14 protein-coding genes and 1 tRNA gene are annotated in these 16,169 nt (G+C 71.0%); 4 read left to right on the top strand and 11 right to left on the bottom strand.

Going from position 1 to position 16,169, the window contains the following annotated elements; genetic code table 11:
• Nucleotides 1-17 precede the first annotated feature (17 nt).
• Together DT073_RS12730 and DT073_RS12725 are read left to right on the top strand one after the other, a co-directional pair.
• The gene (locus DT073_RS12730; protein ID WP_124293723.1) at nt 18-917 is read left to right on the top strand and encodes a large exoprotein; all 900 of its coding nucleotides are present in this window, start codon (nt 18-20) and stop codon (nt 915-917) included.
• A gap of 66 nt (nt 918-983) precedes the next feature.
• Nucleotides 984-1,059, top strand: a tRNA-Ala gene (locus tag DT073_RS12725).
• A gap of 134 nt (nt 1,060-1,193) precedes the next feature.
• On the opposite strand, the gene DT073_RS12720 is transcribed toward DT073_RS12725, so the two are convergent.
• Genes DT073_RS12720 through DT073_RS12690 form a run of 7 tightly spaced genes read right to left on the bottom strand, consistent with a single transcriptional unit; the run spans nt 1,194 to nt 7,642 of the window.
• Nucleotides 1,194-2,378, bottom strand: coding sequence for a hypothetical protein (locus tag DT073_RS12720; RefSeq protein ID WP_124293722.1), 1,185 nt, complete (start codon nt 2,376-2,378; stop codon nt 1,194-1,196).
• A complete protein-coding gene (locus tag DT073_RS12715; protein WP_124293721.1) occupies nt 2,375-3,535 on the bottom strand; it encodes a hypothetical protein in 1,161 nt (386 codons plus the stop codon). Before DT073_RS12715 ends, DT073_RS12720 begins: the two co-directional genes overlap by 4 nt.
• Nucleotides 3,532-4,653: a hypothetical protein gene (locus DT073_RS12710; protein ID WP_124293720.1), complete on the bottom strand. Its 1,122-nt coding sequence runs from the start codon at nt 4,651-4,653 to the stop codon at nt 3,532-3,534. The genes DT073_RS12715 and DT073_RS12710 overlap by 4 nt, the downstream gene beginning before the upstream one ends.
• The gene (locus DT073_RS12705) at nt 4,653-5,390 is read right to left on the bottom strand and encodes a hypothetical protein (protein ID WP_124293719.1); all 738 of its coding nucleotides are present in this window, start codon (nt 5,388-5,390) and stop codon (nt 4,653-4,655) included. Before DT073_RS12705 ends, DT073_RS12710 begins: the two co-directional genes overlap by 1 nt.
• Complete coding sequence (locus DT073_RS12700; protein WP_124293718.1) at nt 5,387-5,749, bottom strand: STAS domain-containing protein; 363 nt, start codon at nt 5,747-5,749, stop codon at nt 5,387-5,389. The genes DT073_RS12705 and DT073_RS12700 overlap by 4 nt, the downstream gene beginning before the upstream one ends.
• Before the next feature lie 8 nt (nt 5,750-5,757).
• Nucleotides 5,758-6,081 carry an STAS domain-containing protein gene (locus tag DT073_RS12695; protein WP_124293717.1) on the bottom strand — a complete coding sequence of 108 codons (324 nt, stop codon included), beginning with the start codon at nt 6,079-6,081 and terminating at the stop codon, nt 5,758-5,760.
• A complete protein-coding gene (locus tag DT073_RS12690; protein ID WP_124293716.1) occupies nt 6,065-7,642 on the bottom strand; it encodes an ATP-binding SpoIIE family protein phosphatase in 1,578 nt (525 codons plus the stop codon). Before DT073_RS12690 ends, DT073_RS12695 begins: the two co-directional genes overlap by 17 nt.
• Nucleotides 7,643-7,801: 159 nt before the next feature.
• Between DT073_RS12690 and DT073_RS12685 the strand changes: the two genes are divergently transcribed.
• Entirely contained in the window at nt 7,802-10,522 is a 2,721-nt protein-coding gene (locus DT073_RS12685; RefSeq protein WP_124293715.1) for an ATP-binding protein, read from the top strand.
• Nucleotides 10,523-10,528: 6 nt separating this feature from the next.
• On the opposite strand, the gene DT073_RS12680 is transcribed toward DT073_RS12685, so the two are convergent.
• A complete protein-coding gene (locus tag DT073_RS12680; RefSeq protein ID WP_124293714.1) occupies nt 10,529-11,605 on the bottom strand; it encodes a Glu/Leu/Phe/Val dehydrogenase family protein in 1,077 nt (358 codons plus the stop codon).
• Nucleotides 11,606-11,749: 144 nt separating this feature from the next.
• On the opposite strand from DT073_RS12680, the gene DT073_RS12675 reads away from it, so the two are divergent.
• Complete coding sequence (locus DT073_RS12675) at nt 11,750-12,226, top strand: YbaK/EbsC family protein (protein WP_124293713.1); 477 nt, start codon at nt 11,750-11,752, stop codon at nt 12,224-12,226.
• Between the two features lie 12 nt (nt 12,227-12,238).
• Here DT073_RS12675 and DT073_RS12670 read toward each other — a convergent pair whose 3' ends face one another.
• From DT073_RS12670 to DT073_RS12660, 3 genes are read right to left on the bottom strand one after another with little or no spacing between them, the layout of a single operon-like run.
• Nucleotides 12,239-14,161 (bottom strand): glycogen debranching N-terminal domain-containing protein, encoded by a 1,923-nt coding sequence (locus DT073_RS12670; RefSeq protein WP_124293712.1) that lies wholly within the window; start codon nt 14,159-14,161, stop codon nt 12,239-12,241.
• Nucleotides 14,158-15,075 (bottom strand): carbohydrate ABC transporter permease, encoded by a 918-nt coding sequence (locus DT073_RS12665; protein WP_124293711.1) that lies wholly within the window; start codon nt 15,073-15,075, stop codon nt 14,158-14,160. Before DT073_RS12665 ends, DT073_RS12670 begins: the two co-directional genes overlap by 4 nt.
• Nucleotides 15,072-16,169, bottom strand: a complete 1,098-nt coding sequence (locus tag DT073_RS12660) for a carbohydrate ABC transporter permease (RefSeq protein ID WP_124293710.1) — start codon at nt 16,167-16,169, stop codon at nt 15,072-15,074. Before DT073_RS12660 ends, DT073_RS12665 begins: the two co-directional genes overlap by 4 nt.

Raw genomic sequence — 16,169 nt, 5'->3', positions numbered from 1 at the left:
CGCATACCGTTATGCGCATGGGCGGACAGGTGCTGGGTGGCGGGGTGATCGTGCTCGTGGCGGTGCTGCTGTGGCTGGTCTACCTCTTGCCCTCATGGCACAGCCGTCGTCAGTTCGACGCCGCAGAACGAAACGCCGTGCGACTGAACCAGGCCCTGCGCGTCCTCGCAGAGACGAGTGAGACGCCGGCCGAGGTGCACCTCGAGCTGTCGGCCCGCACGGCGGCAGCGCAGCAGAAGCTCGCCAAACGCGCGATGGCCGAACGCGAGGAGGCCGCACTCGAACAGGCCCGCGTCGATCTCGAACGGGCACGCGCCGAGAAGGCCGCCGCCAAAGCTGCTCCCGAAGCCCGACAGGCCCGTGCTCGGCGCCGCGTGCGGCTTGTTGCGACGACGTTGGGTCTGGGTGGCCTGGGTCTCGCCGGATGGGGCGCCTGGCTGACCGTGTCGACCGGATCGATCGGCGCACTCGTCGGGGGATTGAGCCTCGTCGTGGTGGCACTCTCGGTTCTGGCGCAGATGGCTCGCGTCGCCGTGCGGGTGGCACGCAGGTCTGCGGCATCCACTGTTCCCATCGCCCGTCAGGCGCCGGTGGTGCAGGATGTCGCGCTCCCGACCTCCCGCCAGCGGGCGGTGTGGGCACCGCGCGAGCTGCCGAAGCCTCTCACCGTGTCGGCGGGCTCGCAGGCCGCTGCGGTGCGCGACGTCGAAGACGCCCGCGAGGAGCTCCGGCAGGCCGCGGTCGCCGAAGCGGCGCGGATGCGCGCCGAGGCCCAGCGCCCCCCGTCGATCGAGGTCGCCCGCGCTGCGCGCGCCGTGCAGCCGGGGCCGAACTTCGCTCGGATGGGCTACGTCGACGATGCCGAGATCGAAGATCACGTTCGTCGCCTGCTCGAGCGTCGCGCCGCCGGCGCGTGATCCCCGGGCGGGCCGGACGGCATTCGTCGGTCGCCCGGCGGGGGTGATAATGTAACGGAGGTTCTCGGGCCTGTGGCGCAGTTGGTAGCGCGCTTCGTTCGCAATGAAGAGGTCAGGGGTTCGAATCCCCTCAGGTCCACCACACCGAGAAGAGCTCGCCCCGGAGGGCGGGCTCTTCTCCGTTGGACGGTGTTATCTGCCGCGACCCGTCGAGAACTGCTGCTCGGAGGCGGCGGAAGCAGCGGTTTCTGACGGCTCGCGGCGGTTGAGGGCACGTCACGACCCCTGCGGCCGCGTCCAAACGCCGACGACCGAAGGCTCGAGAGTCCGGTCGACGGCGTCGGCGAGATCGGAGGCCGCGGTGTGGGGGTCGGCGCCGGTCCGGAGGCGTTCGCCGAAGGCGTCGACCACGCGTTCGGCGTTGTACTGCGTCCGGTTGAAGCGTCTGTCGAGAAGTCGACGTACCACGCGGAGAAGCGGCAGGAAGGCCGCCGCCGCGATCAGGGTGGCCAGGGCCACACCGAGTGTCGTCGCATCCGGCAGCAGCCACGCAACCGACGTGACCACCAGCGCGTAGATCGACACCGCGGATGCGGTGACGAGCACATAGGCCGAGGTGCGAGAGATGACCCGGTCGATCTCGTACAGGCGGTAGCGCAGCACCGCGATCGCGATCGCGACGGGGATCAGCCCGTACGAGACGAGCACGAGGGTGTTCGCCCCCGCCCAGTCGTCTGCGACGACCCAGCTGGAGATCAGGATGACCACGACGAGACATACCGCCCACAGCATCCACCGCAGCTGCGCACGCTGCATCTCGCCCGCGCTCCGGTACCGGGCCGCGAGCGACGCCAGAGATCCGACGAAGGCGACGGCGAGGGCGCCGAAGCACACCACGATGGCGACCGGCTCACCGGGGAGGGCTCCGCTGTGGACGGGATTCGGAACGCCGGGGTACACCTCCGCCGACGCGGTGGAGAGCACGGCGCTGACCACGACGAGCGTGATGATGGTGAACCACGAGAACCACCGCCATCGCGGCGAGGGGAGGGCGCCGTCGGGGAATCGCAGCGGGATCTGGGTGAGCAGCAGTCCGATCGGCGGCAGCCAGATCCACGTGTCCTCCCGGTCGTACCCGTACCAGAAGAGCCAGGCCGAGACAGAGGGAGCCGGATCGAGCAGGGCCTCACCGAGAAGCATCGCGGGCGTTGCCAGGGCGAACAGGCCCGGGATGACCAGCAGCAGCCACCCGATGGGATTGCCCGGGCGCTTCCACGCCAGCAGCGAGCCGACGCCGACGAAGACGGCGAGGAGGACGAGGAACGGTGCCGACTCGGGCCCTGGACGATCTCGCACGAACGAGGTGACGGCCGTCACGGCGAGCATTGCGCACACCAGCCCGCCGACCACAATCGCCGGCCACGCCGCCGTCCGCGAGACCGTGCGACGGCGCCCGCTCATCGCCGCGCCCCCGTCGTCCAGATGCCGATGGAGGTCGGCTGAAGGGTCCGCTCGACGGCGCGCGTGAGGTCATCCGGTGTCGTCAGGGGGTCGGTGCCGGTGCGCAGTCGCTCTCCGAACGCCCCGACGACCTCGTCCGCGTCGTAGTGCGCGCGGTCGAACCGCCGGTCGATCCGGCGCTGGACGAGCCGCAGCGCCGGAAGCGCCGCGGCGGCGGCCACCAGCGTCGCAAGCGCCACGCCGAGGGCCGGAAGGCCGGGGAGCAGCCACGTCACCGAGGTGACGACAACCGCGTAGATGCCGACGACCATGGCGGTGACGATCGCATACAACACCGTCCGCGAGACCACCCGTGCGATCTCGTAGAGACCGTGACGGGTCACCGCCACCCAGATGGCCAGCGGGAGAGCGAGGGCGGTGGCTGCGAGGAAGACCGAACCGATGACGGCGGCCTCACCCAGCAGGGCCGCGCTGACGAGCGCCAGGACCATCCCGATCGGCAGGATGAGGAATCCGAGCCCCAGCCACCGCACCTGCAGGCGCTCGACGTCGTCACCGCGGCGATAGCGGAGGAGCACCGAGATCACGGCGAGCACGAGGACGCCCAGCAGCCCCGCCATGCTGACGACGGAGACGGCGGTCGTTACAGCTTCCCCGGGAAGCGGGGGCGGTTCGAGCCCCGAGTACCGCCACTCCGACGGAGACAGGAGGATGCCGGCGAGGCACCCCGCGACGACCGCCGGAACGGCCCAGAGGGCAAGCCGCCACCACCGCGAGAGCGCCCTGCCATCGGGGAAGGTGAACGCCAGAAGCAGCGGCGCGATGAGCCAGAACGGCCACGAGATCGCGCTCGGCACGATAGTCCAGACGGTGTCGGCCAGCCACAAGGGAATCGCCCAGACGGTGGTGATCAAGGGCACCGCACCGACGGCGACGAGCTGGGCGCCGACCCACAGGAACGGCCGGCGAAGAAGGAGAAGTGCCCCCACGACGATCGAGGGGGCGGTCACGACGAGGGTGGTCATAACGGATGCCACGGTGTCGGCCATGATGCCGGAGGCGACGGCGCTGATCGCGAGGGTGATCGCCGCGAGGATCAGGGTCGCACCCGCGACGGCCGCCCAGGGAGCCCCGCGACGGTGAGGAGCGGTCCTCACGTCGCACCCCCGACCCAGATCCCGAGCGTTCGAGGCTGGAGCGTGCCCTCGACCGCAGCGAGGAGATCATCGCTCGTGGCGGCGGGGTCGGTGCCGGTGCGAAGGCGCTCGCCGAAGCCGTCGACCGTCTTCTGCGCGTCGAAGTGCTCGCGATCGAAGCGCCGGTCGACGCGACGCTGCACGACGCGGAGGACGGGGAGGAAGATCGCTGCCGCGGCCAGGGTCGCCACCGCGACGCCGAGGGCGGGAAGGTCGGGGACCAGCCATGTGGTCGAGGTGACCGCCACCACGTAGATGCCTATGACGACGGCCGTCACGATCGCATACGAGACCGTCCGCGAGACGACCCGGCCGATCTCGTAGAGCCCGTGCCGCGTCACGGCGATCCAGATCGCGACGGGGATCGCGTTGATCCCGAGGGTCAACGCCACCGTGACGAGAAGCAGCGGATCCTCGAACAGCAGCGAGCTGCCGAGGATCAGCACGGTGACGGCGGTTCCGTACGCCAGCCACCGGAACTGCAGTCGCGTCGGTCCGTCCGCTCGCCGCCACCGGAGGACGAGGTCCACCAGGGCAACGGCCCCGACGAGAGGAACCGCCAGGAAGGTGTCGTCGCCGAGGACGACCGCCGACAGCGGGGCCGCCGCCGGAATGCCGAGGGGGTTCGGGCGCTCCGAGAAGGCGAGCGGCCCGGGATGGATTGCGGCGGCGGTCACGACGATCGCGACGACGCCCAGCGCGAGGACCGTCACGATCCTGCCGAGCCGGGTGGTCACCCGGCCGGTGGGGAAGACGACGATGAGGACGGGCAGCAGCATCCACACGCCGTACCCGAGGGAGGACAGCGTGAGCTCGAAGACGACAGGCAGCTCCTCAGCGACCCTCGGAATCGTGAACGCCCCGTAGAGGCCCCAGTACACGGCGAGCCCGAGGAGGATGCGCCCGATCGCGTTGCCGGAGCGGCGCAGGAGCAGGAGTGCCCCGACGGCGGCGAACCCTCCCCACGCCACAAGGCTCCAGGTCTCGCCTGTCGAGGCGATCGTCAGCCCGCAGAGCGCGAGGTAGCCGGCGAACAGCATCAGGATGCCCGCCCGCCGTCCGACCTCGCGCGCCGCCATCAGGTCGTCCTTCCCGCCCGGGCGCGACGGATCGGCGCGGAGAGAGCGTGGACGACCGTACGGATGCCGCTGTTGTGGCGGATGTTCCGCCAATTGGCCCAGAGGCGTCGACGATCCACGCAGACCGTCCGCTCAGTGATGGTCACCTCGGTCACTCCGTGGGCGCGCGCGAGATTGCGGAGGACCCCCGGCCAGAAGACGTCTTCGCCGCGCCGTGCGAGTGGCCACATGCTCTCGAAGAGCGGGTCGGAGCAGCGCAGGAGCATCGAGATCCGCGCGATCGTCCGCTCCGCGGCATCCTTCTCAGAGGCCTCCTTATCCGCCGAGAACGTGATCATCGCCGCGAACATGTGGCCCTCCGGGGTGAGGAAGGTGAACGACGTGTCGTCGGCGTAGAGGACCATGATCCCGGTCGTCACACCGCCCGCGGTCAGCGCGGTGACATCGCCCGGCTGGATGGTGGAGAGCGAACTGTGGAAGCGGCCCATGCGCGGCCAGTAGTCGCCGAAGTGCGCGCGCCAGTCTGCCACGACGGCCTCAGGCGTGACCGTCGTGCCCAGATCGGCGAGGTACAGGCGCTGCCACAGCCGGCCGAAGCCGTTCATCGGACCCGCCACTCGCTTGCCCTCAATGTTGTAGCCGTGCGGCTCGGCGGGATCGGTGACCTGGAGGCGGTCGACCTTCCGTGCCCAGTTCGCGGCATCCCGTGGCGCATTGCCGACAGGCCCGTCCATCACCGTCCCTCCTTCGGGGCGAGCGCGCGGAGCGCCGAGGCGGTGTCGTCGTGCAGCACGATCGCCTCATCGAGCCGGGTCAGCTCGAAGATCTGTCGGTAGTGGTCGGTGAGTCCCACGGCGGCGATGCGCTGCTGGCGTCGCTGCGCGCGGACGAGAAGGGTCACGAGCATGCCGATGCCGCCGCTGTTCATGTACTCCATCTGCGCGAAGTCCAGGACGATCACGGTCGCGCCGGCGTCGGAGGCCTCTTCGTGAGCGGTCATGAGGTCGTCTTCGCATGCGGCGGTGACGTCACCCACGATCGCGATCTCGGCGGCGCCGGGTGCGGGGCGGGTGACCGCCATGTGTGCCGATCCCATGTCGATTCCTAGCTCGGGGTCGGTTGGACGATTTCGATGAAATCGCTCAACCGGGTGATGTCGAAGATGTGACGGTAGTGCTCCGTCAGGCCGGTCGCCCGGACGGCGATCCGCTGGGCGCGGGCGCGAGCCAGGAGCGCGACGATCAACGCGATGCCCGTGGAGTTGATGTAGTCGACTCCCGAGAAATCGAGGAGCATCGAGGCGGGGGGACCCTCGGATGCCGCGATGCCGGCCTCTTCCAGCGCGGCAGCCGCGTCGCGGTCGATCCGGCCGCTCAGAACGATCTCGACGACGTCGTCGCGCCGCCGGATCTCATGACTCAGACTCATGTCCCCTCCGTTCCGGCGCCGCGGCTTCCGCCGCATCCGCCCCGTGCGTGCGCATCATCAGCCGGACGACGTGACGGTCTGCATCGCCGTGCTCCTCGACACGGTCGACCAGCTCGCGGACGAGGAAGAGTCCCCATCCGCGTGGTGTCTGGAGACCGGCGAGCTTCAGATCCAGATCGGGCGTCTCGGCCTCGGTGCGGCGTCCCCGGCCGAAATCCTCGACGTCGACCGTGACCATCTCCGGAGCGCATCGCACGGTCACCGTGACCTCCAGACCGGCATCCCCACGGTTTCCGTGCTCGATCGCATTCATGACCGTCTCGCTGACCGCCGTGCGCAGAGCGTCGAGCCGGGCGCCGGCCAGGTGGGACGAGACGATCTCGGTGACCCGGTCCATCGCGCCACGTTCGTTTCCCGGCACGCTGGCGACGACGAAACGCACCGTCTCGGACGCACCTCCGCGTCGACCGCGCACGAGCGCGACCAGGGTGATGTCGTCCTCCTGCTCGACCCCGGCCGAGAACCGGGCGAGGGTCTGGACGGCGTCGTCGATGAGTCCCTGGCCGGCGTCGGCGCGCGAGACAAGGTCGCCGGTGCGGGCGAATCCGAACATCTCGCCGTCGACGCTGTGCTGCTCGGTGATGCCGTCGCTGTAGAGCAGGACGATCTCACCCGGGTCGATGACGGTCTCGTGCTCTTCGTAGACGCTGCCGGGCATCAGCCCGAGCGGCATCCCGCGTGCGTGCAGCTGAGCGACCCCGCGTGCGCGACGGACGAAGGGAAGATTGTGGCCGGCGTTGGCGAACTGGGTGCGGCCGGTCTCGAGGTCGATCACGAGTACGAGGCAGGTGACGAACATATGGGCGGGGATCTGCGGGATGAGCAGCTCGTTCACGCGGCGCAGCACCTCGCCCGGGGACGTCGTGACCCCGGCGGTCGAGCGGAGCAGGGCGTGCGTGCTGGCCATCACGAGCGCCGCCGGGACTCCCTTGTCCGTGACGTCGCCGGTGACGAGCATGATGCGCCCGTCGGCGAGCTCGATCAGGTCGTAGAAGTCGCCGCCCACGGTGCGCGCCGGACGATAGAAGGCCGAGAGGTGCCATCCACCGAGCTCGGGGAGCTCGGCCGGCAGGAACTGCTGCTGGATCAGCTGGGCGACGTGGAGTTCCTGCTCGATGCGCTCCCGCTCCCGCGCCTGCTTCTCCTGCGTGCGCATCAGCTGACCCAGGCGCAGAGCCGGGGCGGCATAGCGCGCCAGGCTGTCGAGGAGGCGCCGGTCGTTGCGCGAGTACGTGCGTTCCGACAGCCGAGGGCCGAGGGCGAGGATGCCGACGAGCTCGCCGCTAGTCACCAGGGGGACCACCAGCTCGACGTCCTGAGCGAGGAGGCGCGTCACGGCGGGGGACGCGGTGGGGAGGGCGCCGATCTCGACCGGTCCGGATGCCGACTCCAGGTACACCAGGAGCGGATCGTCCGGGTCGATCTCGATGTCGATCCGCCGCGCGCGTTTCGCCCTGGGCGTTGCGGTCCGCGTCTCGGGCGTCTCGAGCGTGTCGGTCATCGGATCCTCCCGTCCCGCTCGCCGTTCCGCGATCGGTACTGCAACGATGATCCTCCGCGGGGCGTTCCGAAAGCGTTACGGGGCCGGCGGTGAGCTGATGACCGGAACGCCTGGGCGCGCTACGGTGAGCACATCCGACGGTGAACGGAGTGGGCGATCGTGGCGGTAGAGCTCGATTTCCTCGGCCCGCCTCGCGTGAGACGAGCCGCCGCCGTCGTGCGCTTCGACACCCGGAAGGCGGTGGCGCTGCTGTGCCTGCTGGCGGTGACCGGCGAGGATCACGGCCGGGACGCCATCGCTAGCCTGCTCTGGCCCGACCTCGAGCGGGCGCGCGCGCGCGCCACGCTGCGAAGGACGCTCTCGGTCGCCGCGGCCGTCGGCCCGGCCCTCGCGGTGCGCGGCGACCGGGTCGGTCTCGACCTCGACATCGAGCCAGTCGACTGCGATGTGGTCCGATTCCGTCGGCTCGCCGCGTCATCGGAGGTGGAGGACTGGCGGTCCGCGGCGCTCCTTCCCGCTGACCGGTTTCTCGACGGGTTCTCCCTCCGAGACAGTCCGGCCTTCGACGACTGGGCGATCGGCGTCGCGGCGGAGCTCACCGACGCGCTCTCCGATGTGCTCGCCCGGCTCACGCGGGATGCGGGGGCGAACGGGGACTGGGAGGAAGGTCGGGACTGGGCGCGACGTCGCGTGCAGATCGACCCGCTCTCGGAGCCGGCGCATGCGGACCTGATCCGAGCGACCGCCTTCGCCGGCGACCGCCATGCCGCCGTCCAGGCCTACCGCTCGCTCGTGCGCCTGCTCGACACCGAGCTCGGCGTCGCCCCCCTCCCCGAGACGATGGCGCTTCACGACGACATCCGCGCCGGGCGGCTGCAGGCCCCACGCGAGAGAGAGGCGGTGACCCCGGCCGCGAGAGCGCCGCGCGAGCGGGTGCGCCTCGTCGGGCGGGAGGCCGAGCTGGCCGCCCTCGAGGCGGCCTGGCGGGACGCCGCGGAAGGGCGTCCGGGGCGTGTGCTCGGTCTCGTCGGCGAACCCGGCCTCGGCAAGACGGTGCTCCTCGACGTCGCGACCCGTCGAGCGGGTGCCCGGATCCTCCGGGTCGGCGGTCGGGCCTCGGAGACATCCCTCGCCTACGCGGCGGCGAACGACTTCGTGCGCGCGATGCTGAGCATCGAGCCCGCACTCGCGACGCAGCCGCGCTCCTCGGTGAGTGCGCTGGGCGCGCTGGCGTCGGAGATCGCCTCGCCGCACGCGCGAGGGATCCGGACCGCCGGCGACCTCCAGCGGGTGCACGACGCCGTGCGTGCGGCGCTCTCGCGCATCGCCGACGCCGGACCCGTGCTCCTGGTCGTCGACGACGCCGAGCTGATCGACCGCCCCTCCGCGCTGCTCCTGGCCTACGCCGTTCGTCGGCTGCCACCCGGAGTCCTCACACTCGTCGCCTGGCGTCCCGGCACCACGGGCGGTCCGCTGCAGCACGCCGTCTCCGAGACCGGCGAGGCCCGCAGGCTGCTGCCGCTCGACGCCGATCAGATCGCCGATCTCGTCGGGGAGGCCCTCGACCCCGCCGAGGTGCTGCGCCGCACGCGCGGCATCCCGCTCCTCGTCACCGAGCAGGCCGGGTCTCCTGCGGGGGTCGCCGGAACCGATGTGCGCGACATCGTCGCGGCGCGATTCGCGGGCGCGTCCGACACCGCGAGGCAGGTGGTGACGTCAGCGGTCGTCATCGGGACGGTGGCTCCCCCCGAGCTCCTCCGTGCGGTCAGCGGCCGCGACGAGAGCGAGACGGTCGATGCGATCGAAGAGGCGGTCGCGCGCGGACTCCTCGTCGAGCACGCCGAGACCGCGGGGTACGACGTGCCGCACGACCTCGTGCGCGACGCGGCGCAGGAGGCTTTGTCGCTCGCGCGGCGCCGTCTGCTGCATGGCAGGCTCGCCGACGTCCTCATCCGACGGCACGGCGTCGATCCGTCGTTGACGCCCGCCGGTGCGGTCGCGCGGCACCTCGCATCCGCCGGACGGGAGGACGAGGCGGCCGACTGGTTCCTCGCCGCGGCGTCGGACTCCTCTCGCCTGGGCGCGCACGAGGAGGCCATCGGCCAGCTGCGGTCCGCGCTCGCGCTCGGTCGGCGCGACAGCGACGTCCACGCGTCGATCGGGACGGCGCTGGTTCGCCTCGGGCGGTACGACGAAGCGCTCGTCGCCCTCGATCAGGCCTCGGCGGCGGCGGAGTCCGACGCCGGCCGTCGCGCCGAGATCGACCATGCGATCGCGCGCGTGCACGACCGTCGCGGCGACCTGCAGCTGGCGCTGTCGCACCTGGAGTCAGCGCTCGAATCGAGCGGGCCGGAGGGGCGGGGGCGACGGGCGAGGATGGTGGCGGATCTCGCTCTCGTGCTGCACCGTCTCGGCCGGCGCGACGAGGCACGGGCGACGGCGTCGACGGCACGCGTGGCGGGCATGGAGGAAGGTGACGCTGCCGCGGTCATCCAGGCCGGGAACGTCCTCGGCATGATCGCGCTCGCCGAGGGGGAGCAGGATGACGCCGAGGCCCACCTCGAGGACGCGGTAGCGCGCGCCGACGCCTACGCCGACGATGATCTGCTGATCGCGACGCTCAACAACCTCTCGCGCGCTCGCGCCCAGCGCGGGGCGGCCGACGAGGCGCTCGACGCCGCGCGCCAGGCTCTCCGCTGCGCGGACCGACAGGGAGACAGGCACCGTCAGGGCGCTCTGCACTCGCATCTGGCCGACCTCCTCCACGCGGCGGGGCGAGACGAGGAAGCGATGGCCGAGCTCCGGGCCTCGGCCATCGCGTTCTCGGAGGTGCAGGGATCGGCGGCGCGCCCGGAGGTGTGGACGCTCACCGAGTGGTGACCCGGATCAGTGCGCGAGCGTGTGCTGTTCCTGTCCGACCGACAGCCGCTGCGCGGCGAGCCCCTCGGCGGCCATCAGCGGCGTGATGCCGCGCTCGGCGGCGTCGTCGAAGACCCGGCGGAGGGTGTCGCCGATGCCGGCGACCCGGTCCATGATCTCTTCGCGCGTGCCGAGCTTCTTCGCCTCGAGGTCGAGGTAGATCACCCCGCCCGCGTTCACGACGAAGTCGGGGGCGTAGAGGATGCCCCGCGCCGCGAGCCGGTCAGCGCCGGCGTGCTCGGCCAGCGGGTTGTTCGCCGGGCCGCAGACAGCGCGCGCGTCGAGGTCGTCGATGACCTCGGAGGTGAGGAGGCCACCGATCCCCGCGGGGACGAAGATGTCGGCCGGCACGAGGTGCTCGAATCCGGGCTCGCTCCAGGAGGCCTGCAGCTCGCGGGCGAGGTCGCGCTTGGCGGGATTCACATCGGTCACCGTGAGGACGGCTCCCTCGGCGGCCAGGCGCAGCGCGAGGCGACTGCCGACCTGTCCGAGGCCGGAGATCGTGATGCGTCGGCCCGCGACATCCGCACTTCCGGTCACGCGCTCGAGGGTCGCCCGGAGCGACGCGTAGACCCCGAGGCTCGTGGGGCCTGCCGGCTCACCCGAGCCGCCGACGGCGTCGGGGAGGCCGACGACGTGCTCGGTGCGCTCGTGGACCGTGAGCATGTCGTCGGTGGTCGAGCCGACGTCCTCTGCCGTGCGGTACAGACCGTTCAGGGCTTCGACGGCGTCGCCGAGATCGAGGAAGGCGGCCCGCCGGCGCTCGGCGTCGAGAATCGTCCCCTCAGGAAGCGCGATGACCGCCTTGCCGCCTCCGGCGTCGAGGCCCGCGGCGGCGTTCTTCAGGGTCATCGCCGCCGAGAGGCGCAGGGCGTCGCCGAGGGCATCGCTCCAGTGCGGGTAGGTCCACAGGCGGGCGCCACCGAGCGCGGAGCCGAGGACGGAGGAGTGCAGGGCCACCGCGAGGAACAGTCCGCTCCGCCGCCCCGTGATCACCTCCACGCGCTCGTGGGTGAAATCGGGCAGGGGCAGGGTGTGCGTCATCGCGTCCTCTTTCGGCGGGCCTTGTGGGCGTGCTCTGTCGGATGCGGCCGCTTCGCCGCATCCGACTCCATTGCATCATCGCCGGCGCCGCGGTTCAACTGTGCCCGCTCAACAGTGCCGCGCCGCGACCCTAGGCTGGCGGGCATGACCTCCTCGCTCCCGCCCCGCAGCCGTCTCGTCCATGACGCCCTCCGCGCCGCCGGAATCGCCGGCGACATCGTCGTGCTCCCCGATGCCGCGTCGACCGCCGTCCTCGCCGCCGAGGCGCTGGGTGTCGAGGTGGGCGCGATCGCGAACAGCCTGGTGTTCTGGAGCGACGGCGAACCGCTCCTGGTGATGACGAGCGGCGCCCACCGCGTCGACACCGTCGCCCTCGCAGCCCGTCTCGGGCGCGAATCGATCCGACGTGCGACGCCGGAGCAGGTGCGGGATGCTACGGGCCAGGCGATCGGGGGAGTGGCCCCCACCGGTCATCCGGCGCCGCTTCCCACCGTGGTCGACGAGGATCTCGCGCAGTACCCCGAGATCTGGGCCGCCGGCGGCACCCCGCACACCGTCTTCCCGCTCACCTTCGACGAGCTGGTCGGCCTCACCGGTGGGACGGTGTCGAAGGTCGACTGAGCGGGCGGGCCGTCAGCGCCCCTGCACCGCACTGAGCGCCACGACAGCGGCAGCCGCCGACCACGCCTGCGGCCGGCAGGCCGCGGGGTAGGGAGCGGGGCGCGAGGTCTCGGTGATCGGATCGCCGGAGTGGAGCTCGGGCACCCGGTAGGAGAACGCCTCTGCCGCGGCGAGCATGCCGGCGACGACCTCCTCCGCCTCCGTGTGAAGGCCGGCGCGCAGCATCCCGTGCGCGGCGATGGCCGTGTCGTGCGTCCAGACGCTCCCGCCGTGGTACGACAACGGCCAATAGCCCGCTGCGCCCGTGGACATCGTGCGGATGCCGAAGCCGCTCGACAGCGACGCGCCCAGGAGCAGCCGAGCGACGTGCGCCTCATCGGCGGCGTCGAGGATGCCGGTGCCGAGGAGATGGCCGATGTTGCTGGTCAGGGTGTCGACGGGCTGCTTGTGCCGGTCGAGGGCGACTGCCGGATAGCGTCCCTCGGGGGTCTCCACCCAGTACGCCGCAGCGAAGCGCTCACGCAGCTCACGCGCCCAGGCCCGCAGCCGGGCTGCCTCCTCGGCGTCGCCCGTGAACGCCTCGAGGATCTCGGCCCCGGCGAGGGCCGCCTCGTAGGCGTAGCCCTGCACCTCGCACAGCGCGATCGGCCCCTCGGCGAGGCGTCCGTCGCGCCACTGGATCGAGTCTCCCGAGTCCTTCCACCCCTGGTTGGCGAGGCCGTGGCCGGTGCGATCGAGATAGTCGATGAAGCCGTCGCCGTCGTTGTCGCCGTGATGCACCAGCCAGTCCAGAGCCCCGCGCAGAGCGGGCACGAGCGCCGCGACCTCCGCCTCGGGCATTCCCGCGCGCCACGCGTCGGCGAGGAGGCACACCCACAGCGCAGTCGCATCGACCGTCCCGTAGTACAGCGGGGGGAGGGCGATTCCCTCACCCGGCTGTTCGAGGGTGGTGGAACGCAGCTCGTGGAGGATCTTCCCGGGCTCCTGCGCCGAGTCGGGCTCGTCGCGGTCGCCCTGCAGACGCGCGAGCACGCGAAGGGTGGATGCCGTCATGCCGACGTCGAGCGGAAGGGCGAGGCGTGCCGCCCAGAGCGAATCCCGACCGAACAGCGTGAAGAACCACGGCGCGCCGGCCGCGTAGAACGCATCGTCCCGCTCGTCGGGGAGGGTGAGCCGCAGGGCCTCGAGGTCGCCGAGGGCGACTTCCAGCCACCGGCCGAGACGCGGATCGCCGCCGCCGGCCGCCTGCACGGCGGCCGGGACGTCGATGCGGCTCGGGTGCGACACCCCGGATACGACGACGGTGGTGTCTTCCAGGATCATCCGCCAGGAGACCGTCGCCTCGCCGCGGGCGGGGAGGGTGATCGACCATGCCGCACGGATGTCGGATCCGCTCGTCTCGACCGCGCCGCCGGTGGCCTTGAGAAGGAACGACGCCGTCTGAGAACGAGCCGACGCCGTGGCATCCGTCCCGTGCACCTCGGTGACCGCCGCTTCGGGACGGCCGCCCTTGACGTCGTGGAGCGATGCGAATTCGGCACCGACGCGCAGTCGGAGGGTCGCCGACACCGGTTCGTCGCGCGCGGAGCGCAGCGTCCAGGTCTCACGCACCTCGCCGGGGGCGACGACGCGATCCCGCAGCAGCCGCACCTTGGGGTCGGGGGTGTCGTCGTCGAGCCCGCGCAGCACCGCGCTGAAGACCACCCGCGAGGGGCCGTCGGGAGCGATCGAGATCCATTCGACATCGGACTCGTCGCAGGTCAGCTCCAGCTCGCGCACGTGCCGGACGTCGCCGTGGTAGACCCCGTCGATCGCGCCCGCGCCGGCGTCGCCGGTCTCGCGCGACCACACCTGGGTGGGCGCGCGCAGCGCGATGACCGCGTCGTCGAGCAGCGGCTGGCGCGTGCGGGTCGCGGGCTCGGTGAGGGGGTTCATCCTTTGACGGCTCCTTCGCTGGTGTTCATGATGCGCTTTTGGAAGATGAAGAACAGCACGGCCACGGGGATCGTCATGATCAGCGCTGCGGCGAGCTTGATCGGATACTGCGTGCCCTGACTGAGCTGACCGGAGGCCAGCGACGCGACGCCCTTGGTGAGGGTCGTCAGCTCAGGGGACTGCGTGGCGACGATGAAGTGGCTGAGCTCGTTCCACGATCCCTGGAACGACAGGATCACGATGGTGATGAGAGCGGGCCGCGCCATCGGCAGCACCACCGACCAGAACACCCGGAAGGCGCCTGCGCCGTCGATGCGTGCCTGCTCCTCGACCGAGACCGGGATGGACTCGAAGAAGTTCTTCATGATGAACACCCCGGCGGCATCGACGAGGAGCGGCAGGATCATCGCGGCATAGGTGTCGTAGATGCCGATCTGATTGAGCACGAGGAACTTCGGGATGAGGAGCACCACCGCCGGCACCGCCATGACGGCGACGACGAGGGCGAAGATCGCACCGCGACCCCGGAAGTGCAGACGGGCGAGGGCGTACCCGGCGAGGGAGACGAAGAACACCCGGCCGAGGGTGACCACCACCGTGACGATCGTGGAGTTGACGAACCACAGCGGGAAGTCGCTCCGGCCGAAGAGGGTCTCGTACGCCGCGAACGTCACCGTCTGCGGGAAGAGGGAGAGCGCGTTGCTCGCCGCTTCGGAGTCGGTCTTGAACGAGGTCGCGACCTGCACGAGGAACGGGAAGATGTAGATGATCGCGAGGATCACCAGCAGCGCGTACAGGAAGATCTGACCGCTGACCCGGCGGGAGAGGCCGTTGCGGCGGGGGCGAGGCGCGGGAGCGGGTCGGCCCGGATCGACCTGGGCGACCTTCGCCTGCGGAGGCAGGGTCTCGCTCATGACCGGCCCCCCTTCACTTCGTAGCGTGCGGCGCGTCGCTTGGACACCCCGCGTTCACGCAGCACCCAGCGCTGGATGATCGTGAAGAAGATGATGATGAGGAAGAGCAGGAAGGCGATCGCCGACCCCTCGCCCCACTCCTGACGGGTGAACGCCGCCTCGTACGACAGGTAGGCGGGGGTGACGGTGGTCTTGGCCGGGCCGCCTTCGGTGCCGGTGTAGATCTGGTCGAAGACCTGCCAGCCGCCGATGACCCCGAGGGTCACGACGGTGAAGATCGTCGGGCGCAGCTGCGGGAGGGTGATGTGCCAGAACCGCTGCCAGCCGTTGGCGCCGTCCATCATCCCGGCCTCACCGAGCTCGCCGCCGACGTTCTGCAGGGCCGCGATGAAGAGCAGCATGAACGTGCCGCTCGTGGTGAAGACGGCCATGAGGATGAAGGCCGACAGGGCGACGGAGGGGCCGGCGAGCCACTCCCACAGGCTCACGCCGAGCACGTCGGTCTGCGTGAGCGCCTCCGGACCGGTGGTGATCCCGATGCCGGCGAGGGCGTTGTGGACGATGCCGCTCGGCTCTTGGAACCAGTTCGGCCCCGAGATGCCGATCCAGGCGAGGACGGCGTTGACCACACCGGTCTGCGAGAAGAGGAACAGCCACAGGATCGTGATCGCCACCGAGGAGGTGACGGAGGGGAAGTAGAACGCGGTGCGGAAGAATCCGCGGCCGCGGAGGACCGCGCGGTTCACCAGGACCGCCAGGAAGAGCGACAGCGCGGTCTGGAGCGGGACGACGAGCAGCACGTACCAGGCGATGTTGCGCAGCGAGATCCCGAAGTCGCGCTCGGCGAGCCCGCCACCGGTGGTCACCGCGGCGTAGTTCTCCAGGCCGACGAAGTTCACCGATCCCGACAGGGGGCTTCCCCGTCCCGCCCAGTCGGAGAAACTCACCCAGAGCGCCATCAGTACCGGGATCAGCAGGAACAGACCCAGGATGAGGATGACGGGGAGGACGAACACCCACCCCGCGGCGGCCTCCCCGCGTCGGATCCCGGTGTTGCGGGATCCGACGCGGGGGGTGGTGACCGTGGCGGTCAT

Source organism: Microbacterium sp. ABRD28, from assembly GCF_003850245.1.
Lineage (GTDB): Bacteria > Actinomycetota > Actinomycetes > Actinomycetales > Microbacteriaceae > Microbacterium.
Note: the sequence above shows the minus strand (reverse complement) of the source record. Positions and strands in the feature narration are given on the sequence as shown.